We start from the raw sequence: 23,276 nt of genomic DNA on the forward strand, positions 1-23,276 counted from the left end.
ACGCTTGCGCCATGCGCTCGCGCGCCACGCTCCAGGACGCCCGCTTCGAGCAGACCGATCCGCGGCGCCTGGTCGAGTACCACGACCCCGAAGAGTTCGATCGCATCGACTTCGCCATGCGCGCCCTCGACCGCCTGCGGCCGAAGCGCCTGCGCATCGCCGTCTACAAGACCGTCAGCGCCGTCCAGATCGAGACCGTCGAAGACCTGTCCCGCGAGGGCTACCGCATCGCGAGCGTGGGCATCCCGCCGCACGCGAGCCGCGAGCACATTGCGTATGCGCTCGCCGAGCTGGCCGGCGTCGCGTCGGTGCCGTACGTGGTGCGGACGCTGCTCGCGATGGAACGTGCGAGCGTAAAGCCCTATCGCTAGCGGCCGAATTTCTTCCGCAACGCCTCGCTGACCGCGGGCGGCGCGTAATGGCTCACGTCGCCGCCGTGGCTCGCGATTTCACGCACGAGCGAGGCCGAGACGAATCCGTAATTCGTGCGCGTCGGCAGGAAGACCGTGTCGATGTGCGGCGCCATGTCGGCGTTCGCGTGCGCGATCTGCAGCTCGTACTCGAAGTCCGTGGCGGCGCGCAAACCCCTCACGATCACGCGCGCGCCGACCTTCTCGCAATACTGGAAGAGCAGGCCGTCGAACGAGTCGACCGTGAGGTTCGGGATGCCCTTCGTCACCTCGGCGAGCAACGCGAGGCGCTCGTCGAAGCTGAAGAGCGGGTTGCGCGTCGGGTGGCGGCCGATCGCGATGATCACGCGATCGAAGAGCTTCGCCGCGCGCTCCATCAGGTCGAGGTGGCCGAGCGTCGGCGGATCGAAGCTGCCCGCGTAGACAGCGATCGGGTGCTCCATGGCTCAGCGCTCCGGGGCCTTCTTCGGGGGCTTCGCCCCACCGGGCGGCGCGTTGCCGCCGGGCGCAGGTGCAGGCGCGAGGCCGCCGCCCGGCGGCGCGAGCAGCCCACCCGGATTCCCGAGGCCCGGCTGCGGGCCGAAGGGCGAGAGCGGATCGGGCATCCCCGGCATCGGGTCGTCGGGGAGCGGCTGCCCGCTGCCGCTCTCGGCCAGGATGCGCTGGATGAGCAGCGTCGTGTCTTCGAGCCACATCAGGCGGCCCTGATCCCCGAACGTCACGCGGAACGGCGCGAGCAGGCCCGTGCCGAGCACGCCGTCGATGTCGAGCGAGATCTGCCGCTCGATCTGGTCGACGGGCGTGCCGAACACGCCGGGCACCTTGGGCACGTCGAAGGCGCCGAGGCGCACCATCGGGACCACGCCCTCGCGCAGCTTCTGCTCCGGATCCTCCGCCACGATCTTGAGGTCCTTCGCGACGGAGCCGGCCTTCTTCCAGCCGCCCTCGTCGAGCGCGAGCGGGAAGGTCATCGACGTGTCGAGCAAGAGGCTCACCGGCTCGCCACGCTCGCCGCCGAACTTGCCGCGCAGGATCATGCCGCCGCCGCGGATGTACGAGAGGTCCACGCGCGTCGCGTCGGGCGGCGGCGGAGGCGAGAAGCTCCGCGCCACGAACTGGTGGCCGTCGTAGTCGATCGTCGCGTGCAGGTGCCGGAGCAGGTTCACGCCGAGCAGCGCCTTGATCGGCGCGCCCATCTGCTTCGAGATGCCCGAGAGATCCTGCGTCAGCGCAGGCACGTCGTGCACTTCGAGCTTCTTGCCGAAGCGGAGCGAGATCCAGCTCGGCTCAGGCCGCGTCGCGCTGTCGAGCACGACCTCGGCGTTGCCCGTGGAGATCATCGCGAGCGCGCTCTCGCCGTCGATCTCGACCGGCACGACGAAGAAGGGCGCGAGCGGGCTGACGTGCGGGAGCTCCACCGCCGCGAGCAACGCGCCCGAGAGCGCGAACGGCGTGCGCCCCGCGCCGCGCCGCGCGAGCTTCGTGATCCCCTTGGCCCAGTCGTCGACCACGTCGGGATCGTTGAGCATCGCGTCGAGCTGATCGGCCGCGGCTTCGAGGTCGCCCTTGTACCAGAGCGCGCGGCCGCGCAGGCCCGAGGCCTCCGAGCCCTTGATGCCCTTGAGCAGGCGGATCGTCTCGGCGTAGTCGAGCTGCGCGAGCGCGATGCGGGCCGCGAGCTTGCGGACCTCGGGGTCGTCGGGGACGATCGCGAGCGCCCGCTTCACGGCGTCCCGCGCATCCTCGATGTCGGCGACCTTGAAGTCCTGCTGCGCGCGCTGGAACCATTTGTCGGCCGTGGCAGGCCGCGCATTTTGCAGCGTGCCCGCCGTGGGACACCCGGAGAGGAGCAGCGCCAAGGCGGCCGCGCCGAGGAGGGAAACGCGGCCCAGCGGCCGATCGGAATCTCGTCGAGACATACTGCTTCCCACGGACGTTTCGCTTTCTACTTTCCCGCTTCGCCGGGAGCTTCGATCAGCAGGATCCGATCGGCTCGTAGCTCCCTGCGGCTGCGCGAGGGAAGCAGATAGCCGAGAACCCGCGGAGGGTCGAGGTCCGTTCGCACGCTCGTCACGCAGAACTCGAGGTCCTCGGGCCCGCGATGGGCAGGGCGGTAGCGGAGGCGCACGGGTCTCCCGATCTCGGCCGCCGCGACGGCCGCCGCCACGATGGCCGGGCGCGCGTAGCGCTGGCCGATACGAACATGCCAGAGGTCCCGCGGCGTCGCAGGCGCGAGGACGTCCCGGATCTTCTTCCAGATCTCGCGCAGCGCGTGCACGTCGTCCTCGGCCCGGTGCGCGCGGGCCTGCGCCACGCCGAGCGAGGCGCAGAGCGATCCGAGCGCGTGCGTCGGCAGCGCGAAGGCGCGGCGCGAGAGGACGAGGGTATCGAGGAAAAACGGAAACCGTTCGGGCCGGTTCACCCGCGCGAGCTCCGCTTCGAGGAACGTCACGTCCCACGAGGCCGCGTGCGCGACGAGGATCCCGCCCGCGCACACGGCGAGGAGCTTGTCGGTGATCTCGGCGAACGTCGGCGCGTGCGTGAGGTCCTCGCGCTGGATGCCGTGCACGTGGGCATTGCCGAAGACGCCGTCGTCGGGACGCACGAGCGTCGTGAGCGACGCCTCGACGCGGCCGCCGCGCGTGCGCTCGGCGCAGAGCTCGATCACGCGGTCGGACGCGGGCCGGAGCCCCGTCATTTCCAGGTCCAGGAAGACGAGCGGCGCCTCGTCGATGGGATCGTCCCACGGCGAACCGCGCGGCGGCCCGGCTGCCTCCGCGGTCGCCATCAGCCGCTCGACTTGGGCTTTGCGCCGGCGCCGCGCATCATCGCGATGACGGGCTTGATCGTGTCGGGCTCCATCATGGCGATCTGGTTGAACGTGCCGCCTTCGGTAAGCCACGCGCCGCCGTCGATCGTGATCACGTCGCCCGTGATGTACGCGGAATAGTCGCTCACCAGGAATGCCGCGAGGTTCGCGAGCTCCTCGTGCTCGCCGTACCGACCGAGCGGGATCTTGCTCTTGCCGACGCTGTCCATGCCTTCCGGCACGAGCGCCTTCCACGCGCCCTCCGTGGGGAAGGGACCGGGCGCGATGCCGTTCACGCGGATCTTGTATTTCGCCCACTCGACGGCGAGCGAGCGCGTCATCGCCATCACGCCCGCCTTCGCCGACGCGCTCGGGATCACGAAGCCCGAGCCCGTCCAGGCGTACGTGGCGAGCATGTTCAGGATCACGCCGCCCTTGCCGGCCGCGATCATGCGCCGGCCCGCGGCGAGCGTCGCGTGGAACGTGCCGTTCAGCACGATGGAGACGACGGCGTTGAAGCCGTTGGGGCTCAAATCTTCCGTGGGGCAGAGGAAGTTTCCAGCGGCGTTGTTGACGAGGATGTCGATCGATCCGAACGTGCGCTCGGCCTCGGTGACCATGGCCTCGACCTCGGGGAAGTGCCGGACGTCGCAGCGCACCGCGAGGGCTTTGGCGCCGCGCTCGCGGACCTTTTCGCAGGCGGGCTCGATGTGCCCGGGGTCGCGGCTCGTCAGCACGAGGTTCGCGCCGAGATCGGCGAGGCGGAGCGCCATGGAGAGGCCGAGGCCCGTGCCGCCGCCGGTCACGATCGCGGTCCTGCCTTGCAAGCATCGCTCTTTGAACATGCGGAGCCTGTAAGCGATGGAGAGCGCGGGGCAAAGACCCGCGGCCGGTGGCGCTCTTTTTTTTCGCGCGGGGGGCCGCCAGGCCGGGCCATTTGTTGCTACATTCAGGCTGTGCCAAGGCCTGAGCGCTCCGAGCGATTGGGGGCCTCGCTCCTTCAGACGAGCCCCGCGGATGTTGGTGACGCCGACGTGGTGGGTGGGCTCGACGAGCTCGATGGCTCGTTCGAAATCGACGACGATCTCGCGTTCGCGCACCCGACGATCCTCTCTCCCGAGAGGCGGAGCCGTGATCCGCTGGCGTTGCCGGTCCTCGCGTTGAACCGGCATTTTCATCCTGTCCAGGTGACGACCGCGCGCCGCGCATTCCTGCTTCTCTTCGGCGGCACCGCGCACGCCATCGACGAGGCCGGCGACGTCCACGATTTCACCTCCTGGCGCGGCTTGCCCGTGCGCGACAGCGACGACGGCCTGCCCATCGTCGGCGGCTCGCTCCGCGTGCCGCGTGTCCTGCACCTGCGCCGCTACGAGCGCGTCCGGCGCCCGACGGTGCGCCTCTCGCGCCGCAACGTGATGCTGCGCGACGCACACCAGTGCCAGTACTGCTTGAAGCGGCCGCCCGTGCGTGACCTCAACATCGACCACGTCGTGCCGCGATCCCGCGGCGGCGTCGACTCGTGGGAGAACCTTGTCACCGCGTGCCGCCCCTGCAATCTGCGCAAAGGCCGGCGCACGCCCGAGGAGGCCAGCATGCGGCTGCTTCGCACGCCGACGGCGCCGCGCTGGTCGGCCTCCATGCTCCTTTTGCTCGGCCGGCCCGAGCCGTTCAAGGAGTGGGAGCCGTTTCTGAAATCGGCCTAAAGCTCGTGGCGCGGCCGTACTTCGAGCGAGACGAGGAGCTCGAAGCGCTCGCGTAACTGCGTCGTCGGGAACCGCAGCGCCGCCACGATTCGTTCGAGGCACGCGCGCGCGTCGTCCGTGCCGTAGGTCGTCGCTTGTTGCGAGGCCACCTCCAGCGTCGCGCCGTCTTCTTCGACGCCGAGCTTCAGCGCGATGACGCCCGTCGAGCCCTCAGCGTCGAGGCACGCAAGGAACGCGGGCTCCGCGTCGCGCAGCACGGCGCGGACCGCGTCGGCGTCGATCGCCGCCTCCGAGCGCACCGAGGCGACCTCCACGACCATGCCCGAGATCGGCGCGCGCGCACTCTTCGCCGCGGTCTCGGCCGCGGGTTCCACGACCTCGACCGAACCACGTTCGTCCGGACAGCCCGCGAGCGCCATCGCCATCGCGAAGACCACCGCAGCACCCGGACCTCGATGCAAATCTCGTCGCCTCACTGCGTCAGTTCCAGTGTCCCTTCTTCATTGCAGTATGCCACGAGGTTCCAGCCTTCCTTGGTGCAAAGAAAAAAATCGATGCAATCGGTGAGGCAAACGGTTTCGAAGCACTGTTCGGCCGCGACCGCAGGGCAGTCCGGGTTCTGGAGATCCGGCATGCACCCCGTGGTCTCGCCCGTGTGGTCAATCACAGGTTTGGCGCAACCATCGGGGGAGACGCCGGCGTCCGGGTCCTGTCCGCCGCCGGGGCAGGCCTCGGTGTGGCGCCAGGCGCCGTCCACACAATCGTAAAGGGCCGCGCACGTCGCGTCGTCGCACGTTCCGCCGCGGCCCACGGGGCAGCCTTTCTCGGGGATCTGACCACACGGACGAACCTCGTAGCCGTCGCCACATGCGGCCGGGAGGGCAAATGCGAGGGGGATCACGAGGAGCGCGAGCCTGGCGGGGAGCCTACGCATGACGGAAGGATGCCTCGGCGCGCGCGTCCGGGCGAGGTGACGCACGGGTTTACGGCAGGATCGGGTAGGATGGCCGCCATGCGAGCCTGCGCGACAGCCTCCTTCTTCGCGACGTTGAGCCTCACCTTCGCGGCGCTGTTCTCGGCGTGCGCGAGCGGATCGCCTCCCGAGGCGAGCTCGCCCGAAGCCTCGCCGGACAAGGGAACGAGCGGCGAATCGGCAGCGCCGAAGGACGAGGCGAAGCCTTCGCCGGGCGCCGCGGCGGCCGATCAAGGCACGGGCGCGGCCACGACGCCTCCGCCTGCGCCGCGCAAGGCGCCGGAGAAGGCGTCCGACTGCAAGGACATGCTCGCCGAGCTGACGAACGAGCCGCCGGCGAACGGCGTCGTGATGAACAACGCGCAGACCGCGGGCGACGCGGGCGCGAGTGATCGCTTCCAGCCGATGAGCGAGCTCATCAAGTCGAAGCGCGACGCGTTCCGCTGCTGCTTCGATCTGTGGGCGAAGAACAACCCGGGGCAGAAGGGGAAGGTCGCCTTCACGTTCGAGCTCGCGCCGGACGGGCGCCTGAAGGAGTCGAAGATCAAGCAGGAAGAGAGCGACATCAAGGCGCCCGAGATCGAGAGCTGCATGCAGGACGTCGCCAAAGGGCTCTCGTACCCGAAGTCGCCGAGCGGCAAGGACACGATCTTCACGTACCCCTTCGAGTTCAAGGCGCGCCGTTAGGCGCCGGACGAGCCCTTGACGAGCGATTCGAACCCTCCCACACGCGGCCAGGGCCAGGGCGGCGCGCACAACGCGTACGTCGAGCTCCTGCGCGACTCGCGAGGCCTGCGCCGCGAGCAACGCGAGGCGCGCGACGCCTGGTTCTCGAAGCTCGCCGAGAAGCAGAAGGACGAGATCCTCTTCGAGCTCGAGATCCTCCTGAAGGGCCTCGCCTGCTTCGCAAACCCGCGCAACCACCCGGGCTCGGGTCGCAGGCAAACGATCGTCAGCCACGACTTCCGCGAGCAGCTCGCGCACGCGAAGGACGGCATGCTGCGCGTCGTGCAGCTCGCGCGCATGATGCTCGGCGAGCGCGATCGAGCGTTCGTGTTCCAGCGGTACCTGGAGACCGTCTTGCCCGAGGACAACTCGCGCACGCGGCTCGTCTACGCGACGATGGCGCAGGAGTCGCCCGAGGCAGCGCTGTTCCTCTTGCGGCAAGCGTTCACGAACCTGATCGAGACGGGCACGGCGATGCTGCGCCTGCCGCGCGTGAGCTACCGCGTCTTCTACGCGCACCTCTCGATCACGATGCGCGAGATCACGCAGAGCGCGTTCTTCAACCCGCTCTCGGCGCTCGAGTTCCGGCCCGAGTTCGATCGCATCGGCTCGTCGGCGGTGCTCGAGCTCATGCAGAACGTGACGGGCGAGCACCCGCATCGGCTCGTGGCGCTGACGTTCCTGTCGCTCTACCGCATGCTGCGGTACCTGCGCCTGCTCGACGCGATCACGCTCGACCACACCGACCGTCGCGTCGCGGGGCGCGCGTACCTGGTGCTCGCGGTGCTGCGCAGCGACGGGCGCGCGCTCTCGAACTACCTGCGCAGGCGCGCGGGCGAGCTGCTCGCAGAGGGGTTCGGTCGGGAGCTCGGGCGCGTTGGCGCGTCGGACATCGGGGCGCGGCACGACGCGCTCGTGGCCGAAGGGCAAAGGCTCTCGGCGATCAAGGACGCGCTGCTCACGGTGTCGGCGAGCCTGCGCGTGGAGCTCCGCCGAATATTTGAGCACGAACTACCTCCGGCCGACTCGAAGCTGACGGAGCAGGATCTGCGCGCGCGGATCCAGGGAGCGACGGCGCTCTTGCGGCCTGCGATCGAGCTCTGCGTGCTCTTTCTCGGGCGCGCGCTCGGGGCGACGTTGGAGGAGGGGCGCGTCTTCGAGGACGTCGGCGTGCGGCGCGGGACGATCGCGCGCGTGCGGCAGAACGTGTGGATGTTCGCGCAGATCACGCGCGCGTTCGCGAGCAAGCTCCGGCACGCCGATCCCACGAGCGACCGGTGGGCCGTGCCCGAGAGCTTCGGCTTCGTGCGTGACTTCCTCGGCTACTTCCGCGCGATGGGATATCCGCTCGTGGTGCTCGGCGACTACCCGCGCGCGCGCTCGCTCGTCGCTTCGCTCGCAGCGCTCCGCGACGCGGATCTGCTCGACCCCACGCGCCTCGACGTGGCCGCGGGCGAGTGCGAGGCGTTCTACGATTTTTCGATCCAGCTCTTCGAGCGCATGTCGCAACGCGAGCTCGCGGGCGTGCCCTTCGATCGTCCCGCCGCGGCGCGATCGCTCAAGCTCTACCTCGGCGACTAGCTCGACGAAGACGCGGGGTTCGTCCGGCGCGCGCCGGCAAACCAGAACGCGGCCGACAGCGCGAGCGCGACGGGCAAGAGGAGCATGCCCCAGAAGAGGCCCGTGCCCGACGTGCACTGCGCCTTCGCGTCGCCGAACGCGTCGCTCACCGCGCCGACGATCGGCGGCGAGATCAGATCCCCGAGCAGGTGGATCAAGAAGATCGACAGCGCCATCGCGCTCGCGCGTCGATCATCGGGCACCGACTTCAAGATGGCGAGGTTCGTCGGGGCCATGCTGGCGAAGACCGCGAGCTCGCAGAGGCCGAGCAGCGCGAGGAAGCTCGTCGACGACGGCGCGAAGATCGCGAGGAAGGCGACCGGCGTGGCCACGGCCGAGGAGATCGCGCAGACCCAGAGCGCCGCGCGCACGCGATCCTCGCCGGGCACGCGCTCCGCGACGAGGCTGCCGATCGCGGTGCCGACGAGCCCCGTGACCACCGTAAGCTTGCCGAACGCGCCGTCGGCGACGTGCAGATCGAGGCAGAGCCTCCGGTAGAGGAACGGCACGGCCCATTGCACGAAGCCGCCGAGCGCGAACGTCTGCGCGATGTAGCCCGCGACGGTGAGCACGTACGAGCGGTTCCGCGCGAGCGCGCGCGTGTCGTCGAGGAAGCTCGCGATGACGCCGCGCTCGTCTTTCTTTTGCGCGAGCGATCGCTCCGGCTCGCGTAGAAGAAGCGCGACGAGCGCGAGCAGCACGCCGGGCCCGCCTGCGATGTAGAAGGCGTTGCGCCATCCGTAGCGATGCTCGAGCAAGCCGCCGAGGATGAAGCCGAGCGCGGAGCCTGCGGGGATCGCGACGTAGAAGATGCCGAGCCAGCGGTTCTTTTTCTCGGCGGGCGCGACGTCGTCGATGATCGTGGGGCTCAAGGTCGCGTAGCTCGCCTCGCCCACGCCGACGACGACACGCGCGGCGAGGAGCGACGCGAGCGCGCCTGCGAGGCCCGAGGCTGCGGTTGCTGCGGACCAGACGAGGACGCCGGCGGCGATGAGGGCTTTGCGGGGGAACCTGTCGCCGAGCCACCCGAAGACAGGGCTCGTGACGAAGTAGCCGAGCATGAAGGCGCTCGTGACGAAGCCGAGCTCCTTGTCGGAGAGCGCGAGGTGTTCCTGGATGCGCGGTCCTACGGCCGTGACGACAAAGCGGTCGACGTAGTTCAGGAGGTTCAGGGCCGTGAGCAGCGCGAGGATCGCGCGCGGGCTCTTGATCACGGGACGAGACTACGGAAAGAGGCGCACAAAAACACGAATGGACGTACGGTCTTCCGACGTCCATTCGGTCGAGGCTCTTCGATGTCCCTAACGCCGCGGATCCAAGCTGGTTCGGGGCACATCATCCCTCGATCTTCGTCGAGGCCCCGACGCCCGCGAGGCGGACTCGATGTCCGCCTCCGGGACGGCTGCGAAGAGCTTGCGGGCTAGCTACTGGGCCTATTCCTCGTCGTCGCTCGACGCGGCGGGCGCGGGAGCGGGCGCGGACTTCGGAGCAGCGGGCTTGGCGGCGGCGCGGCCCCGTGGAGCGGCCGACTTCTTGGCCGGCGCGCGCTTCGTGGCCTTCTTCGCCGTGCGCTTCGTCGTGGCGGCGGCGCGCTTCTTCGCGGGGGCGCGCTTGGCAGCCGTCTTCTTCGCGGGGGCGCGCTTGGCGGCCGTCTTCTTCGCGGCAGCCTTCTTCGCGGGCTTCTTGGCGGCCTTCGTCGCCTTCGTGGCGGCCGGCTTGGTGGCCTTCTTGGTCGCCTTCTTCGCGGGCTTCTTCGCAGTCTTCTTCGCAGCCATCTGTAGACCCTCCTGATTGGCCGCCTCGCTCTCGCTTTTGCACTGAGTCGCGAGCCCCGAGACAACAGATGTTGCACGACGTATATTGCCACGCATGGTGACGGTCAAGGAAATTCTTGCAAGGCCTGCTCTGATGTACCCCTTCGGTTGAAGGGAGATCGCTCTGCAAGCATTGCGAGGGGGCGGAACGCAGGAACAGATGGGGTGTGGTGTCCCTCGCGATCCGAAGCGCCTACAACCTCCCCTTTCGTCGTCAAACGTCGCCTATTGACATGGGCATCGGTTCATGCATCGAGCGTCGCGGGGTATGTCTCCCCTTGTGCGATGCGTAGGACCTCGGCTACGGTCCGGACGTTCGTCAAGCGTCCAGGAGGACAGGATGTCGATGCGTCGCACGACCTCATGGCTCCTGCTCGGATCCGCGCTCTTCGCCTTCACGGGCGCTACCGGGTGCGGCTACTCCGAGGAGGAGATGCAAGCCAAAGTCCGTGAAATCGAGGCCCTGAAGGGCCAGCTCTCCGATCAGGAGAGGCAAAACAAGAAGGCCCGCGGCGAGCTCGACGACGCGAAGGCGCAGATCGAGCAGCTCAAGCAGCAGCTCAAGAACGCCGGCGTCGATATCTCGAAGCTCAACGCGAACCTCGAGGAACAATCGAAGGCCCTCGAGGAGTACCGCCGCCGCGCCGAGCAGCTCGAGGCGATCAAGAAGCGCTTCGAGACGCTGCGCGAGAAGCTCCAGGCCCTCACGAAGCTCGGGCTCAACGTGACCGTGCGCAACAACCGCATGGTCATCCAGCTCCCGGGCGACGTGCTCTTCGATCCGGGCAAGGAGACGTTGAAGAAGGACGGGCAGGACATCCTGCTCAAGGTCGCCGAGGTCGTGCGCAACGACTCGGCCTTGTCGCAGCGCTCGTTCCAGGTCGCCGGTCACACGGACAGCGACAAACTCGCGGGCGGTCGCTTCAAGGACAACTGGGGCCTCAGCGTGATGCGCGCGCGTGAGGTGCTCGCGTTCCTCATCGAGACGCCCGAGAAGAACGGCGGCGGGCTGAGCCCCGCGCGCTGGAGCGCCGCGGGCTACGGCGACACCGATCCGGTGAAGCCGAACGACACGCCCGAGAACAAGCTCGCGAACCGCCGCTGCGAGCTCGTGGTGCTGCCGAACGTCGAGGAGATGCTCGACCTGAAGACGCTCGCGAACTGAGCCGAGCGTCCGTTTTTTCGACCCCCAATCATTGGAGCTCCATGCGATTCGCCGCGATCGACATCGGCACGAACTCCGTCCTTTTGCTGGTCGTCGAGCAGCGGGGCGACGAACTCGTGCCGATCGTCGAGCGCGCCACGATCACGCGCCTCGGGCAGGGCGTCGACGCGACGCGGAAGCTCGCGCCCGAGGCCGTGACGCGCACGCTCGACTGCCTCGCGCAGTATGGCGAGGAGCTTCGCGCAGCCGGCGCCTCGAAGGTCGCCGCCGTGGGCACGAGCGCGATGCGTGACGCGAGCGGCGGCGACGCGTTCCGCGCGGAGGCGAAGGCGCGGCTCGGCGTGGAGCCGCGTGTCGTGTCGGGGCGCGAGGAGGCAGAGCTCACCTTCGAGGGCGCTCTTTCAGGCCTTGGTCTCTCGGGGCCCGTCACGGTCTTCGACGTCGGCGGCGGCAGCACGGAGATCGTGACGGGGGACGCAGCCGGAGGGCTCGCGCGTGCGACGAGCCTCGACATCGGCAGCGTGCGGCTCACGGAGCGGCACGTGAAGAGCGACCCGCCGACGGCGGCGGAGCTCGAAGCGGTGCGGGCGGACGTGCGCGCCTCGCTCGAGCGCACGGGCTTCTCGCCGAGCGGCGCGCTCGTCGGCGTGGCCGGCACGGTGACGACGCTCGCGGCCTATGCACGGGACGTGTTCCCGTACGACGCCTCCCGCGTGCATGGCGCGCGTCTCTCGCAGGACGAGGTCGTCCGCGCCGTGGGCTCGCTCGCGGCCATGCCGCTCAATTCCCGACGGGCCTTGCGGACGATCAAGCCGGAGCGTGCGGACGTGATCGTCGCGGGTGGGGTTCTCGTCGCGGAGGTGCTCGCGTGGGCCTCGGAGGCGCGCGTGGCGCACACGCCCGCCGTGGAATCCAGCGTCGAGCTCGTGGTGTCGGATCGCGGTGTGCGCTGGGGGCTCGCGCGGAGGCTGGCAGAAGGGCGCCTTCCGTAACGACGACCGCTCGCTCCTCCGCCCAATCATGCGCGTGTCCGTTGCCGTTTCACCGGACCGTTGCCATAACTGTATGGAAGCCCGCCGGCGAGAGCCAATTCGGTTGACAGATCCCGGCGTTCTCACTAGAGTGCGCGCGCCTGGCGCAAACTAACCCCTCACCGAGGCGTCGAGATCTCGAGACGTGAGGGGACTTCTCTCAACAACCCCGAAACCCCTTCCACCGTCAGCTCCCCCGCGGTGTCTTCGATGGTGACCGAACCAGCAGCGCTCTGCGATCTCCCGCATCCCCCAGGCCCTTATCGTGGTCTTCGCGGCGGCGCTCGGCTCTTCGGAATGAGACCCCAGATCCAACGGTTCCTGGCCGACCTCGAGCGATCGGATCGCTCGGCCCAGCGGGGACACGAGATCGTAGCGGCGGGGCGGTAGGCAAAGGAGACAGTATGCAGGCTCGTTCGGAGATCCAGTTCAAGGTAGGCGACAAGGCGGTTTATCCGGCCCAGGGCGTGGCCGAGGTCGTCAACATCGAAGAGAAAGACATCGCCGGGAACCGCCAGCGCTTCTACGTTCTCCGTATCCTCGACACCGACCGCAAGATCATGGTGCCGGTTTCCAACGCCAGCGCCGTCGGGCTCCGTCAGGTGATCTCGGAGCAGGAGATCCGCGAGATCTTCGACATCCTGCGCGAGCGCACGATCGCGTTCGACAACCAGACCTGGAACCGCCGTTACCGCGGTTTCATGGACAAGATCAAGACGGGCTCGATTTACGACGTCGCCGAGGTCCTGCGTGATCTCTACCGTCTGAAGACGGACAAGCAGCTCTCCTTCGGCGAGCGTCGCATGCTCGACACGGCGCGCTCGCTCATCGTGAAGGAGATCGCGATCGCGCGCGGTCAAACCGAGGAGCAGGTGAAGACCGAGATCGAGGCGATCTTTCTCGCCAACTGAACCGTAGAACCGTGCGGGCAAGGGGGTTTGGGGTCCCCGCCCGGTTCCCCGAAGAGGGCCGATTCCAGCAGGAATCGGCCCTTCGGCTTTTTAATTATTTCCCGGACGAACCTGCACGGGCGGCAGCGGGGGAAACGGGAGATCCACGCGCCACGCTTCGTCCTCGAACACGCACGCGACCTGCGCGCGATCCCCGGGCCCGAGGCCGATGATCTCGACGAGCGCGTGGTTGCCGGAGATCTGCGCCGCATATCGCTGCGGCTCGAAACGCACGACGAAGCGCGAGGGTACGATCATCGCCTCGGGCGCGATCGTCTTGCCGCTCGCCGCGCTGTAGCGCTGGGCCCGCTCGGCGAGGTTCGTGCGCGCGCGCTTCGAGAGCAGCTCGAACGCAGACTTTGCCGCAGCCGGATCGCCGTTCACGAGCCGCAGCCGCTCGACGAGCTCGCGCACGGCGCCGTCGGGCGAGGCGTTCACGGGGCGCCGGTTGCAGCCCGCGGCCGTGACGAGCAGGGTCGCGGCGAGCAGGGGCGCGGCGAGGCATGCGGAGAGAGGCTTCGGCATCGAGCGGGCTCCGGGCGTAGCGCGTGCGTCCGTGCGCGTAAAGGCGCGGCCGGGCCTCATCCGAGCGTCGTCTGCGAGAGCGCGCCGATCTGCCGCAGCGCCTCGTAGAGCACGATGCTCACCGCGTTCGCCAGGTTCAGCGAGCGCACGGGCCCGAGCGTCGGGATGCCGTAGACGTCGTCGGGGAAGCGCTCGAGCAGCGTGTCGTCGAGGCCCTTGCTCTCCTTGCCGAACACGAGCGCGTCGCCGGGCTTGTAGCCCGCGTCGAGGTAACTTTTCGTGCCCAGGGCGCTGAAGAGGCAGAGCCGTGGAGCGGGCAAGCGTGCGCGAAACTGCTCGAAGTCCGTGTGTTGTTCGAGCTCGACGAGGTGCCAGTAGTCGACGCCGGCGCGGCGTACGGAGTGCTCGTCGATGCGGAAGCCGAGCTTGCCGACGAGGTGCAGCTTGCTCTTCGTGGCGGCCGTGAGCCGGGCGATGTTGCCGGTGTTCTGCGGGATTTCGGGTTCGATCAGCACAACGTGGAAGGGCTGATCGAGCGGTTTTGCGCGGAGGCGAGGGCGCTGGTCCTTGGCCACGGGCGTCTTTCTAGCCCCATGCGCCCCAGGCACAAGCTTCCGCCCTCAGAGACCTTGACGGGAAAGCGGCCCCCACCGTAGCCTCGCGCCTCGGAGATCCTGGTATGCGTCGATTCGGGTGGATCGCGGCGGCTGCCGCGCTCGTCGCGGCTGTGGCGGTGCCTCGCCAGGCACAGGCGGACACGATGGACCCGGCCCTCGCGCGCCTCGTGACGGACGAGAGTTGCCGCGCGCCGGGCGGAAACGGCGGCCTCTACTACAACCCGCAGTCGGGCTACTCCCGTTGCGGCACGGATGATCTCGCGTTCGCCAAGCTCATCGGCGAGTGGGGTTTCGCGCTCGCGCCGACGGCGATGCATCCGGCGCGGACGACCGGCTACGGCGGGTTCGATCTCGCGTTCGAGGGCGCGTTCACGAACATCTCGTCGGACTCGCAGTACTGGGCGCTCGGGACGCAAGGCAAGCAGGACCCGAACAACAAGCTCTTTTCCACGCGCAACACCGGCCCGGACGACTTCCTCCAGGTCTTCTCGATGAAGACCCGGTACGGCTTCGCGCCGCTCTCGTTGCCGCTCGGCATCCTCGGCATGGAGCTCGGCACGAAGATCGGGTTCATGGCGAACTCGAACATCGGCATCCTCGGCGCCGACGTGCGCATCGCGCTGCTCGAAGGTTTCCGCACGGGCATCCCCGCGATCTTCCCGGACATCGCGGTCGGCGGCTCGGTCACGACCCTCACGGGCAACCCCGAGTTTCAGCTCACGGTCGCGGCCGCAGACGCGCAGCTCTCGAAGCCCATCCCGATCGCAGGCAGCGTCGTGCTCACGCCGTACGTCGGTTACTCGTTCCTCCGCATCTTCGGCGACTCGGGCCTCATCGACCTCACGCCGAACACCGACGCGCTGAACTACTGCGGCTACCAGGGCGGCAACTCCCCGGCCACGCCCGACCCCAGCAAGCCCTACCGCGATGGCCAGCCCGTCTGCGGCGCGGGCACGAGCGCGGACTTCAACAACACGGCCGTCTTCGATCCGGTGCGCATGACGCGCCATCGCATCGACGCGGGCCTGCAGCTCCGCTTCCAGATGATCCGCATCGGCGCGCACTTCGTCACCGACGTCATTGATCCGCAAGAGGCGAACCAAGACGAGGACTCGCAGGTCTTCACGCCGGATCCGAACGACGCCGCGGACACCAAGGTGAACAAGTTCGACGGCATGCCTCGGCAGTACACGCTCGCCTTCGACATCGGCCTCGTGCTCTAGGCACGAGCGACGGCGCACGAACGAAAACGGGCCACCTCGTTCGAGGCGGCCCGTTTCGTTTCAAGCCTGCGCGAGGCTATTTTTTCGTGTTCACGTCCGGCAGCGCGTAGCCGAGCTCTTTCAGGATCGCGCGGAAGTTCCGGTCCTCGTCGCGCGCGGCGTTGAGGTGCTCCATGAACTTCTTGAAGTTCCCGTCCTCGGCCGCGGACGCCGCGCGTTCGTAGTTCGCGAGCACGAGCAAGAGGTGCGGGTGTGCCTTCGTCACGGCCGCGGGCACCTCCATCTTGCTGCCGACACGCGCGCGCGCCTCCGCGAGCGCCTTCACCACGAGGACGAGCTCCTTGTCGAACGTACGAGGCTGGAGCATGTCCCCTTCCTTGCGCGCCTCGTCGAGCAGAAGCGCGGCGCGGTCGAGGTAACTGCCCGCCCACGCGGGCAGCACGGTGAAGACCAGCGCGAGCGTCACGAGCACGGCGAGCGCGATCCGGCGCATCTTCAAAAACCTCCTCGAAAGTCTCAGGCGTCCTCCGTCCGCGGGAGGGCTTCATTGGACGGACGAACCTCGGACTCGTTCGATCCTGAAGATACCGCCTCCTCGACGTTCACGTCACCTGACCACAAGCTCAGGATCGCGGCTCGCGCGGCTTCCTGTTCCGCGAGCTTTTTCGAACGGCCCTGGCCTTCGCCCACGATCCGTTCGTCGATCTCCACGACGACCGTGAAGTCCCGGTGATGCGGCGGTCCCTCGACGCGCACGACGCGGTAGCGGGGCGAGGTGCCGCCCGTGGCCTGCACACGCTCCTGCAGCTCGCTCTTCGGATCTCGCGTGCGCTGCGGGCCCTGCGTGAGGAGTGCGAGCGGCTCAGCGATCACCGCGTGCACGAAGAGCCGCGCCGCGTCGAAGCCACGATCGAGGTAGATCGCGCCCATGATCGCCTCGACCGCGTCCGCGAGCACGTTCGTGCGGTCGCGCTCGCCCGCGGCTTGCGCGCCTCGACCGAGCCGGAGCGCCGCGCCGAGCTCGACGCTTCGCGCCCATGCGGCGAGCGGGGTCGGGTTCACCAGGGCCGCGCGCATCCGCGAGAGCTCGCCTTCGTCTGCGCCGGGAAAGCGCTGCATCAGCAGCTCGGCCACGCAGAGCCCGAGCACCGCGTCGCCGAGGAATTCGAGCCGCTGGTTGTCGGCGCACGCGCCCTTGCGTTGCTCGTTCGAGAAGCTCGGGTGCGTGAGCGCCTCTTCCAGATGAGGCAACTCGCCGCTCAGACCGAGCCGCGAAAGGAGCGCTTCTCGAGGGGAATCCATCACCGCGTCGGATCCTCGCTCACGGGCCTCCGTAGAGGCGATCGGTCGCTTCGGCCATCTCCGTGTCGACGCCCGTGATCCCACTCGCGTCGTGTGTCGACCAGACGACCGTGACGCGGCCCCAGCCGAGGTGGACGTCGGGGTGATGATCTCGCTTCTCCGCGGCGAGGCCCACGCGCACGACGAAGGCGAGCGCCGTGGAGAAGTCGGGGAACTTGTACGTCTTCTGGATGGCCTCGCCTGCGCGCGACCAGCCTGCGTGCGCGCCCAGGAACGTGGCGACGGCGTCGTCTTCGAGCTTCTGTCGCTTCGACATGGTGGGGCATTTGTAAACGGTGGGGCGCGCGCTGGGAACCCGGCGCGCGCTAAACTCCTCGCCGTCGATGCCTGCCCTCGTCGCGTGTCCCTTCTGCCGTGAGATGTTCGAGCCCTCGGAGGCGCGTGTCTGCCCCGAGTGTGGCTTGCCGCTCGAAGACATCCGCAAGCTGCCGCCCTCGCGCGAGGCGCTCGAAGACGAGGCGCCGGTGCCGCCCGAGATGGAGACGGTGCCTTTCCTGTACGCCGCGCGTGGACGCGGCGCGCTTGCTGGGATCGCGCTCCTCGGGCTCGTCGCTTTTTTTCTGCCCTGGGTGCGCGAGCAGGCACCGGAACTCCAGGTGCTCACGGGGTTCGGGTTCGCGGAGCGCTTGCAGTGGATGTGGGCGCCTTTCGTGTCGTGGGTGGTGATGCTCCCGCTCGTGCTCTCGCGCCGCTCGATTCATGCGATGCGCGGGGCGCGACTCGCGGTGGGATTTTTGGCGGCGATCGTGATCATGACCGTGATCATGCGCGTCGCGGTGGTCCCCGAGAGCACGCGCCATCGGCCTGTTCGCTTCGAGTGGGCGTACGGCCTGCACGTGACGTTCGTGCTCGGCTTGCTCGCGCTCGGCGTCGCGACGCGCTTCGGCGGGCGCGTCGACGACATGCGTTCGAACGAGGCACGCAAGGGCGACGAGATGTTGCATTAGCGGCTTTTGCGGCCGCCCCAGGTCGACACGGGCCGAGGATTCGCGTATTGTGTGGGCGGCGGCTTTTCTTCGCGCGGCGCGGGGCGGGTCCGTCGGAGGTGCGCCATGGCCAAGACACCGATGAGCGCGCAACGCGTCCGGCCGAGAGCGGACTCGTCCGACACCGATGCATTCGAGGTGCCCGCGGCCGTGCTCTGCACGATCTGCGGCCAGTCGGATTGCTCCGGGTGCACGCCGGCGGATGAGACGGCCTCGGGCGTGATGGCCATCGTGCCTTGGGAGCGTCCTGGAGGGACCTCGTGGTCGCGCCTCTGGGGGACGGCGCTCGCGACGACGCAGGGCGCGGACGCGTTTTTCTCGGCGCTGCCGGATGGTGCGTTGCCGCCGGCCGTGCGGTTCGCGATCGTCGCCGAGATGCTCGCGGTCGGATCGATGGTGGCGATGCTCCTGCCGATCGCGGCGCTCGCGTTGCCGCACCTCGCGCTGCAGGTGATCGGGGATCCGGAGATGCGCGTGCGGGCGCTCGAGTGGTTCGTGATCGGCGTGCCCGCGCTCGCGCTCTGGATGGTCCTGGCGCACGCGAGCCACGGCGCGGCGCTCGACGCGGGCGCGCGAAAGCAGGGAGCGCGGCCGCAACGGAGGCGCGCGCTCCGGTTTGGTTTGTACTCCTGCGGCTGGGACCTGATGACGGGTCCGCTCGGCGCGATCTGGATGCTCGGATCGCGCGGCGCGAAGGCGGCGGCCGAGGTGCTCGCGCTCTCCATGCGCGTGCCGGGTCGTGCTTCGGACGCGCTGCTCAAGGGCGTGTACGGTTTGCCCGAGGATGCGGCGCTGCGCGCGCGGCGCACGGGTACGGTCGTCGCGGTGATCTCGGCGATCGTGTCGGCGCTCGGGTTGCTCTTGGCGTTCGCGTTCGCTTGAGCTGCGTCAGCGCGGGCCCGCAGGCGTCTGCGAGGGCGCGGGCGGGCCTGCGGCGGGGCGCCGCGACGAGGGCAAGGTGCCGGGGCGTTTGGCGGGTGCGACCTCGCCCATCGCGCTCACGCCGAGCATCTCCAGGAGGTCGGTGTTCGTCTCGCCGAGGTGCTCCTTGCGCAGCGCGGCCACGAGCTCCTGGATCTTCTTCTGCGTGCGCTCGTGCATCAGGATCTGCTTGATCGAGGGCGCTTCGAGGTCGAGCGGGCGGTCGACCGCCTTGATGCTCTGGCGCCGCCAGACGACGGCCCACGACGAGCCTTCGGCGACAGGCTCTTGCACGAGCTCGCTGTCCTTCACGCCTTCGGCCGCTTTCACGAGCGTGACGTCGACCTTCACGTTCGGGTCCGTGGTCGTTCCATCAGGCGCCACGAGCCCGAGGTTGCCGCCGCGCATGTTCGTCGACTTGTCGAGCGACAGGTCGCGCGCGAGCTCGTTCCAGCGCTTCGGCGAGAGGTCGGCTTTCGCCTTCTGGATCACGTCGAGCGCCTGCTCGCGCGTCGCCACGAGGATGCGCCAGATCGCGACGCGCGACGGCGCGTGATACTTGTCGCGGTTCGCGTCGTAGTAGACGCGCACTTCCTCGTCGGTCACGGCGCCCTGCGCGGCGACCTCGGCGCGGATCTGCGAGACGATCGCGTTGCGCAGCACGCTGCGGATGCGCTCGCCGACCTCGGGCAGATCGCGCATCTTCGCGGCCTCGGCGCCCTCGGCGTAGAGCGTCTCCTTGAGCATCGTCTCTTCGACGAACTTGCGGCGGATCTCGTCGTGCGTCTTGCCGAAGTAGCGGAGCTGGAACGGCGGCATCGTGGCGAGCTTTCGCTCGACCTCGCGCACCGTGATCGTTCGAACTCCAACCTTCGCGACGACCGCGTCGCCGTCGCTCGGCGCGGCCGCCTGGGCGAGCACGTACGAGCTCGTGGCCGTGGCGGCGACGAGCGCGATCGAGGAGGCGAGGATCGCGCGCAGGATCGAGGCAGGACGCATGACGAGGGCCATTCTTGCCGGGCGGGGGCCGAGGTCAAGCCGGCTCGCTTCTTTCAGCGGCAAAACGTGAAATACGTGGCGACGAACGCGATCACGAAGAGCGGCCACGTCGTCCGCACGAACCCCGCGAGCTCCGACGCGAGGCCACGGCCCGCGCGGCGCGCGGCTTCGCGCTTGCCGATCCTGCGGATCGCTTCCTTCTCGATCACCGCGTGTTCTTCCTCGTCGAGCGGGTCGTCGCCGGCGAGGTGGTGCAGGTGGTGGGTGATCTCGTGGTCGATCGTCTCGTCGATCTCGGCGGCCACGTCGAACGAGCGATCGTGGCGGTGCTCGGCCTGGAATGTCCGGTAAAACAAGCGGATCTCGGGCGCCCGTGGGATGCCGAGCGTCGCGTCCGTGCCGCCGGGCGTGTAGCAGCCGAGCAGCGGCTCGCCGCCGTCGTCGCAAGCGGGCACGCCGTCGTCGACGATGAGGTCGATGTTGCGCACGCGGCGCGCTTGGTAGATGCGATCGGCGGCGCTCGCCACCATCGCCTCGAACGCGTCGAGGTCCGGGAAGGCGCGGCGTGCCTTGCGGGGTTCGCCGATCTCGTAGGGGATTTCCCGCTGCCAGGGGACGTCGAGGTCGTTGCGCGCGCCGCACGCGGCGCAGCGGTGCACGGCGACGAGGCGCGCCGAATAATGCGCTTCGTAGAGGCAATCGGCGACGGCCTGGTAGGCCTCGTCCGGGGCCGCGGCGAGCGCCTTGGCGATCGCGGAGGCGCGGCGCTCGCGGCCGAGCGCGGTGATGCCCATGGCGACGACGAGCGCAGGCGTGATCCGGGTCGGCGCGGATTCGGCGCGGAAGAGCGGCAGGGCCTCCTCGACCGTACGCGCGGCGATCCGGATCGATCGGGCGAGCTCGGTGCCCACGCGGATCGCCGGGATCACGTGGGCCGTTTCGTGATCGAAGGGCGCGTCGAGCTCGGGGTCGTCGAGCTCTGCGTCGACGAACGGCGCGATCTCGAGCAGGCTCGAAGGCGCGACGCGGAAGGCTTCGCCGCAGTTTTCGCACGGCAGCTCGGCGGGCGCCTCGGCTTGCACGCCGGCGTGGACCAGGAGCGCGCGGAGCACGTGGAAGTCGCGCAAGGACAACCCGCGCACGTCGATTGGCGCGCCTGCGTCGGTCCGCGCGACGTCCTTGGCTTCGAGGATCCCGAGCGCTTCCATGCTGCCGCCGGGTCGCACGTCGGGCGTGCGGGCGTGTGCGGCGGCGCGCCGGGCGGCCTCGTCGGAGAGGCGCGCCACGCGGCCGGAAGGCAGGTGCACGCGGGCGGAGAGGCGGGGCACGCCGAGGCGATGATGCCGGAGCGCGCCAGCGTCAACCCGTCGGCTCGTGGGCGCGGGCCGATTGATTCGGCCGCCGTGCTCCCGTAAAGTCGATTCCTCCCCCAGCGCGTCTTCGGCGCGTATTGCTTTTCGCACAGGAGAATGGTCATGCCTCACGCGGATCGTCGAATTCGTCGCTCTCTGGGTCTGCTCGCCGTGCTCGGCCTCTCCGCGGCGCCACTCGCGTGTGGGCTCGACAAGTATGGATCGGAGCCCGTGAACCCGGGCGGCGCAGCCGGCTCGGGGGGGATAGCGGGCGCAGGCGGGATGGGCGGCGCGGGGGCTTCGGGGGGCATGGGCGGCACGGGCGGCGAGCTGTGTACGGCGGGCGAGACGAGGCCGTGTTATTCGGGGCCCGCCGGCACGGAGGGCGTCGGCAACTGCCAAGCAGGCACGCAGTTCTGCGCGGACGATGGTTCGGAGTTTGGTCCGTGCGAGGCTCAGGTCGTTCCTGCGGCAGCCGAAGATTGCAACGTGGCCGGGGACGAGGATTGCAATGACGAAGCCGACGAGATGGATAAGGTATGTGTTTGTGCGCCTGGAGCAGACGTCGAGTGCGACTTGCCGGATCTCGAAGGTACCTGCGCCGTTGGGAAGGGGACGTGCAGTAGCGATGGGAAGACCATCGAGGGCTGCATGCAGGTGACCTTTCCTGCGTTCGATAATTGCACGACGGCGACCGACGAGGATTGCGACGGGACGGCCATTGCCATGTGCACGGGCACGGTGAAGCAAGGTTTCACGCCGCCCGGGAAAAATTCGGACCCGCTGGATGACGGGGTGTACGACGTGGCGCTCACGCCCGACGGTGGATACGTGGTTGCAGGGGTGGTCGACGCGGCGCTCGGGCCGGATCTTTTCGTTTTCAGCGGGAGCCAGGGCAGCGCCTACGTCGCGAAGGTCGGCGCGGACGGAAACATGCAATGGGCGAAGACGTTTTCTGCGAATGTCGCCCTCGCCCGTGGCGTCACCGTCAGCAGCGCAGGTCAGATCACCGTGGTGGGCGAATACAACGGTTCGATCAATTTCGGCGGGAACGCCCTGCAGAGCCAGGAGCTCGATATCTTCATCGCCACGTTCGATGCGGCGGGCACGCACGTCTGGAGCAAGAAGTTCGGCACGACGAACGCGCAATCCGCGCAGGACGTGGACGTCGACGCCGCGGGGAATCTTTTCGTCACGGGGTGGGTCACGGACGAAAGTGTAAGCCTCGGGGGCAACAACCTCGACCCCGACGGCGAAGACATTTTCTTGGCGAGCTATGATTCCGCAGGCAATCACCGTTGGAGCAAGATCTTTGCCAGCAATAGTAACGAGCGAGGAAGGCGCCTCACGGTCACAAAGGACGGCAACGTCGCGATTTTGGGTGAAACGTATGACACCGGCGTGGATCTCGGCAACGGCCATTTGCAGGGGGCCGGCGATCGTGATTTCGTGGTCGCGATGTACAACGGGTTGAACGGCAATCACATCTGGAGCAAGCTCTATGGTTCGGCTGGGGATCAATTCCACGGAAACATCGCTGCCGCGCCGAACAGCAATGTCCTCCTCACCGGCCGTTTCACCGGCTCGCTCAATTTTGGCGGCGGACCGATGACGGCGGTGGGGGCGGCGGACCTCTACGTGGCCGAGCTCCTCGCGGCGAACGGAAATCACGTGAACAGCAAGCGCTACGGGATCACCGGAACCTCGCGCGGGGCCGGGATCGCCGCCGACGGCGCGGGCAACATCCTCGTGACCGGGCATTTCGACGGGTCGCTCGACTTCGGCGCCGGGCCGATCGCGACCGGCAGTGGATTCGATGTCTTCGTCGTGAAGCTCGCCGCGTCGAACTGGGCGCCGCTTTGGACCAAAAAGCTCGGCGTCACCGGCACGCAGACCGCCTATGCCGCCGCCGTCGACGCGAAGGGCGACGTGATTCTAGGTGGCAGCTTCGAATCGGAGATTGCGTTTGGCGACCCGCTTGGGACCATCCCGAGCAGCGGCGGCGCCGATCTCTTCGGCGTCCGGCTCGCGCCCTGACGAACCTCGCGGCGATCGTCGGCTCCTTGGAGCACCAACGATCGCCGCGCCCT

The 23,276-nt window shown here is 68.6% G+C and carries 26 protein-coding genes; 11 read left to right on the forward strand and 15 right to left on the reverse strand.

Annotation, left to right across the window (positions count from 1 at the left end):
* Positions 1-11 precede the first annotated feature (11 nt).
* Positions 12-371, forward strand: a complete 360-nt coding sequence (locus tag QHF89_RS18605; protein ID WP_136928978.1) for a hypothetical protein — start codon at positions 12-14, stop codon at positions 369-371.
* Here QHF89_RS18605 and coaD read toward each other — a convergent pair.
* The 4 genes from coaD to QHF89_RS18625 are packed head-to-tail and all read right to left on the reverse strand — an operon-like array spanning position 368 to position 4,064.
* Positions 368-853 (reverse strand): pantetheine-phosphate adenylyltransferase, encoded by a 486-nt coding sequence (gene coaD, locus QHF89_RS18610; protein ID WP_136969089.1) that lies wholly within the window; start codon positions 851-853, stop codon positions 368-370. The genes QHF89_RS18605 and coaD overlap by 4 nt on opposite strands.
* Before the next feature lie 3 nt (positions 854-856).
* Positions 857-2,329 (reverse strand): tetratricopeptide repeat protein, encoded by a 1,473-nt coding sequence (locus QHF89_RS18615; protein WP_136969088.1) that lies wholly within the window; start codon positions 2,327-2,329, stop codon positions 857-859.
* Between the two features lie 26 nt (positions 2,330-2,355).
* Positions 2,356-3,198 carry a 3'-5' exonuclease gene (locus tag QHF89_RS18620; RefSeq protein WP_136928975.1) on the reverse strand — a complete coding sequence of 281 codons (843 nt, stop codon included), beginning with the start codon at positions 3,196-3,198 and terminating at the stop codon, positions 2,356-2,358.
* Positions 3,198-4,064, reverse strand: coding sequence for an SDR family oxidoreductase (locus tag QHF89_RS18625; protein WP_284720660.1), 867 nt, complete (start codon positions 4,062-4,064; stop codon positions 3,198-3,200). The genes QHF89_RS18620 and QHF89_RS18625 overlap by 1 nt, the downstream gene beginning before the upstream one ends.
* A 192-nt stretch (positions 4,065-4,256) precedes the next feature.
* Here QHF89_RS18625 and QHF89_RS18630 point away from each other — a divergent pair, with 192 nt between their 5' ends.
* Positions 4,257-4,922, forward strand: a complete 666-nt coding sequence (locus QHF89_RS18630; RefSeq protein ID WP_284720661.1) for an HNH endonuclease — start codon at positions 4,257-4,259, stop codon at positions 4,920-4,922.
* Here QHF89_RS18630 and QHF89_RS18635 read toward each other — a convergent pair.
* Positions 4,919-5,359: a hypothetical protein gene (locus tag QHF89_RS18635; RefSeq protein ID WP_284720662.1), complete on the reverse strand. Its 441-nt coding sequence runs from the start codon at positions 5,357-5,359 to the stop codon at positions 4,919-4,921. The genes QHF89_RS18630 and QHF89_RS18635 overlap by 4 nt on opposite strands.
* Positions 5,360-5,394: 35 nt before the next feature.
* Positions 5,395-5,856: a hypothetical protein gene (locus QHF89_RS18640; RefSeq protein WP_136969086.1), complete on the reverse strand. Its 462-nt coding sequence runs from the start codon at positions 5,854-5,856 to the stop codon at positions 5,395-5,397.
* 78 nt (positions 5,857-5,934) lie between these two features.
* Here QHF89_RS18640 and QHF89_RS18645 point away from each other — a divergent pair, with 78 nt between their 5' ends.
* Both QHF89_RS18645 and QHF89_RS18650 read left to right on the forward strand, forming a co-directional pair.
* Positions 5,935-6,582, forward strand: a complete 648-nt coding sequence (locus tag QHF89_RS18645; RefSeq protein WP_284720663.1) for an AgmX/PglI C-terminal domain-containing protein — start codon at positions 5,935-5,937, stop codon at positions 6,580-6,582.
* 15 nt (positions 6,583-6,597) lie between these two features.
* Entirely contained in the window at positions 6,598-8,202 is a 1,605-nt protein-coding gene (locus QHF89_RS18650) for a hypothetical protein (protein WP_136969084.1), read from the forward strand.
* Here QHF89_RS18650 and QHF89_RS18655 read toward each other — a convergent pair.
* A complete protein-coding gene (locus tag QHF89_RS18655) occupies positions 8,199-9,455 on the reverse strand; it encodes a spinster family MFS transporter (protein ID WP_136969083.1) in 1,257 nt (418 codons plus the stop codon). The two genes, QHF89_RS18650 and QHF89_RS18655, sit on opposite strands and share 4 nt — an antisense overlap.
* A 219-nt stretch (positions 9,456-9,674) precedes the next feature.
* Complete coding sequence (locus tag QHF89_RS18660; protein WP_136928969.1) at positions 9,675-10,016, reverse strand: histone H1; 342 nt, start codon at positions 10,014-10,016, stop codon at positions 9,675-9,677.
* Between the two features lie 379 nt (positions 10,017-10,395).
* Between QHF89_RS18660 and QHF89_RS18665 the strand changes: the two genes are divergently transcribed.
* The 3 genes from QHF89_RS18665 (at position 10,396) to QHF89_RS18675 (ending at position 13,162) form a co-directional block, all read left to right on the forward strand.
* Positions 10,396-11,220, forward strand: a complete 825-nt coding sequence (locus tag QHF89_RS18665) for an OmpA family protein (protein WP_136928968.1) — start codon at positions 10,396-10,398, stop codon at positions 11,218-11,220.
* A 41-nt stretch (positions 11,221-11,261) separates the two neighbouring features.
* Positions 11,262-12,212, forward strand: coding sequence for a Ppx/GppA phosphatase family protein (locus tag QHF89_RS18670; protein ID WP_136969082.1), 951 nt, complete (start codon positions 11,262-11,264; stop codon positions 12,210-12,212).
* A gap of 443 nt (positions 12,213-12,655) precedes the next feature.
* Entirely contained in the window at positions 12,656-13,162 is a 507-nt protein-coding gene (locus tag QHF89_RS18675) for a CarD family transcriptional regulator (RefSeq protein WP_136920397.1), read from the forward strand.
* 90 nt (positions 13,163-13,252) lie between these two features.
* Here QHF89_RS18675 and QHF89_RS18680 read toward each other — a convergent pair whose 3' ends face one another.
* Together QHF89_RS18680 and QHF89_RS18685 are read right to left on the reverse strand one after the other, a co-directional pair.
* The gene (locus QHF89_RS18680) at positions 13,253-13,726 is read right to left on the reverse strand and encodes a hypothetical protein (protein WP_284720664.1); all 474 of its coding nucleotides are present in this window, start codon (positions 13,724-13,726) and stop codon (positions 13,253-13,255) included.
* Positions 13,727-13,782: 56 nt separating this feature from the next.
* Positions 13,783-14,301, reverse strand: a complete 519-nt coding sequence (locus tag QHF89_RS18685) for a tRNA (cytidine(34)-2'-O)-methyltransferase (protein ID WP_284720665.1) — start codon at positions 14,299-14,301, stop codon at positions 13,783-13,785.
* Between the two features lie 104 nt (positions 14,302-14,405).
* Here QHF89_RS18685 and QHF89_RS18690 point away from each other — a divergent pair, with 104 nt between their 5' ends.
* Positions 14,406-15,566 carry a hypothetical protein gene (locus QHF89_RS18690; protein ID WP_136969081.1) on the forward strand — a complete coding sequence of 387 codons (1,161 nt, stop codon included), beginning with the start codon at positions 14,406-14,408 and terminating at the stop codon, positions 15,564-15,566.
* A 76-nt stretch (positions 15,567-15,642) separates the two neighbouring features.
* On the opposite strand, the gene QHF89_RS18695 is transcribed toward QHF89_RS18690, so the two are convergent.
* From QHF89_RS18695 to QHF89_RS18705, 3 genes are read right to left on the reverse strand one after another with little or no spacing between them, the layout of a single operon-like run.
* Positions 15,643-16,059, reverse strand: coding sequence for a hypothetical protein (locus QHF89_RS18695; protein WP_136928964.1), 417 nt, complete (start codon positions 16,057-16,059; stop codon positions 15,643-15,645).
* Positions 16,060-16,082: 23 nt separating this feature from the next.
* Positions 16,083-16,868: a ribonuclease III gene (gene rnc / locus QHF89_RS18700; protein ID WP_136969080.1), complete on the reverse strand. Its 786-nt coding sequence runs from the start codon at positions 16,866-16,868 to the stop codon at positions 16,083-16,085.
* A 19-nt stretch (positions 16,869-16,887) separates the two neighbouring features.
* Positions 16,888-17,184 (reverse strand): 4a-hydroxytetrahydrobiopterin dehydratase, encoded by a 297-nt coding sequence (locus QHF89_RS18705; protein WP_136969079.1) that lies wholly within the window; start codon positions 17,182-17,184, stop codon positions 16,888-16,890.
* A 67-nt stretch (positions 17,185-17,251) separates the two neighbouring features.
* Between QHF89_RS18705 and QHF89_RS18710 the strand changes: the two genes are divergently transcribed.
* Both QHF89_RS18710 and QHF89_RS18715 read left to right on the forward strand, forming a co-directional pair.
* Positions 17,252-17,875 carry a zinc ribbon domain-containing protein gene (locus tag QHF89_RS18710; RefSeq protein ID WP_284720666.1) on the forward strand — a complete coding sequence of 208 codons (624 nt, stop codon included), beginning with the start codon at positions 17,252-17,254 and terminating at the stop codon, positions 17,873-17,875.
* A 105-nt stretch (positions 17,876-17,980) separates the two neighbouring features.
* Complete coding sequence (locus QHF89_RS18715; protein WP_232379501.1) at positions 17,981-18,796, forward strand: hypothetical protein; 816 nt, start codon at positions 17,981-17,983, stop codon at positions 18,794-18,796.
* A gap of 6 nt (positions 18,797-18,802) precedes the next feature.
* Here the strand turns inward: QHF89_RS18715 and QHF89_RS18720 are convergent, their stop codons facing one another.
* Positions 18,803-19,834 carry a peptidyl-prolyl cis-trans isomerase gene (locus QHF89_RS18720; RefSeq protein WP_136969078.1) on the reverse strand — a complete coding sequence of 344 codons (1,032 nt, stop codon included), beginning with the start codon at positions 19,832-19,834 and terminating at the stop codon, positions 18,803-18,805.
* Positions 19,835-19,887: 53 nt separating this feature from the next.
* On the reverse strand, positions 19,888-21,162 hold the full coding sequence (locus tag QHF89_RS18725) for a metallopeptidase family protein (protein ID WP_136969077.1): 1,275 nt from the start codon (positions 21,160-21,162) through the stop codon (positions 19,888-19,890).
* A 147-nt stretch (positions 21,163-21,309) separates the two neighbouring features.
* Between QHF89_RS18725 and QHF89_RS18730 the strand changes: the two genes are divergently transcribed.
* Entirely contained in the window at positions 21,310-23,223 is a 1,914-nt protein-coding gene (locus tag QHF89_RS18730) for a hypothetical protein (protein WP_136969076.1), read from the forward strand.
* The last annotated feature ends 53 nt before the right edge of the window (positions 23,224-23,276 follow it).

The organism is Polyangium sorediatum (assembly GCF_029946465.1).
In the GTDB taxonomy this organism is placed as follows: domain Bacteria; phylum Myxococcota_A; class Polyangia; order Polyangiales; family Polyangiaceae; genus Polyangium; species Polyangium fumosum.

Bases quoted from the DNA above. Each gene is read 5' to 3' on its own strand.
- QHF89_RS18705 (WP_136969079.1), bottom strand. From the start codon at position 17,184: ATGTCGAAGCGACAGAAGCTCGAAGACGACGCCGTCGCCACGTTCCTG.
- QHF89_RS18625 (WP_284720660.1), bottom strand. From the start codon at position 4,064: ATGTTCAAAGAGCGATGCTTGCAAGGCAGGACCGCGATCGTGACCGGC.
- QHF89_RS18675 (WP_136920397.1), top strand. From the start codon at position 12,656: ATGCAGGCTCGTTCGGAGATCCAGTTCAAGGTAGGCGACAAGGCGGTT.
- QHF89_RS18670 (WP_136969082.1), top strand. From the start codon at position 11,262: ATGCGATTCGCCGCGATCGACATCGGCACGAACTCCGTCCTTTTGCTG.
- QHF89_RS18690 (WP_136969081.1), top strand. From the start codon at position 14,406: ATGCGTCGATTCGGGTGGATCGCGGCGGCTGCCGCGCTCGTCGCGGCT.
- QHF89_RS18665 (WP_136928968.1), top strand. From the start codon at position 10,396: ATGTCGATGCGTCGCACGACCTCATGGCTCCTGCTCGGATCCGCGCTC.
- QHF89_RS18710 (WP_284720666.1), top strand. From the start codon at position 17,252: ATGCCTGCCCTCGTCGCGTGTCCCTTCTGCCGTGAGATGTTCGAGCCC.
- rnc (WP_136969080.1), bottom strand. From the start codon at position 16,868: ATGGATTCCCCTCGAGAAGCGCTCCTTTCGCGGCTCGGTCTGAGCGGC.
- QHF89_RS18680 (WP_284720664.1), bottom strand. From the start codon at position 13,726: ATGCCGAAGCCTCTCTCCGCATGCCTCGCCGCGCCCCTGCTCGCCGCG.
- QHF89_RS18730 (WP_136969076.1), top strand. From the start codon at position 21,310: ATGCCTCACGCGGATCGTCGAATTCGTCGCTCTCTGGGTCTGCTCGCC.
- QHF89_RS18615 (WP_136969088.1), bottom strand. From the start codon at position 2,329: ATGTCTCGACGAGATTCCGATCGGCCGCTGGGCCGCGTTTCCCTCCTC.
- coaD (WP_136969089.1), bottom strand. From the start codon at position 853: ATGGAGCACCCGATCGCTGTCTACGCGGGCAGCTTCGATCCGCCGACG.
- QHF89_RS18605 (WP_136928978.1), top strand. From the start codon at position 12: ATGCGCTCGCGCGCCACGCTCCAGGACGCCCGCTTCGAGCAGACCGAT.
- QHF89_RS18715 (WP_232379501.1), top strand. From the start codon at position 17,981: ATGGCCAAGACACCGATGAGCGCGCAACGCGTCCGGCCGAGAGCGGAC.
- QHF89_RS18620 (WP_136928975.1), bottom strand. From the start codon at position 3,198: ATGGCGACCGCGGAGGCAGCCGGGCCGCCGCGCGGTTCGCCGTGGGAC.
- QHF89_RS18640 (WP_136969086.1), bottom strand. From the start codon at position 5,856: ATGCGTAGGCTCCCCGCCAGGCTCGCGCTCCTCGTGATCCCCCTCGCA.
- QHF89_RS18660 (WP_136928969.1), bottom strand. From the start codon at position 10,016: ATGGCTGCGAAGAAGACTGCGAAGAAGCCCGCGAAGAAGGCGACCAAG.
- QHF89_RS18695 (WP_136928964.1), bottom strand. From the start codon at position 16,059: ATGCGCCGGATCGCGCTCGCCGTGCTCGTGACGCTCGCGCTGGTCTTC.
- QHF89_RS18645 (WP_284720663.1), top strand. From the start codon at position 5,935: ATGCGAGCCTGCGCGACAGCCTCCTTCTTCGCGACGTTGAGCCTCACC.
- QHF89_RS18720 (WP_136969078.1), bottom strand. From the start codon at position 19,834: ATGCGTCCTGCCTCGATCCTGCGCGCGATCCTCGCCTCCTCGATCGCG.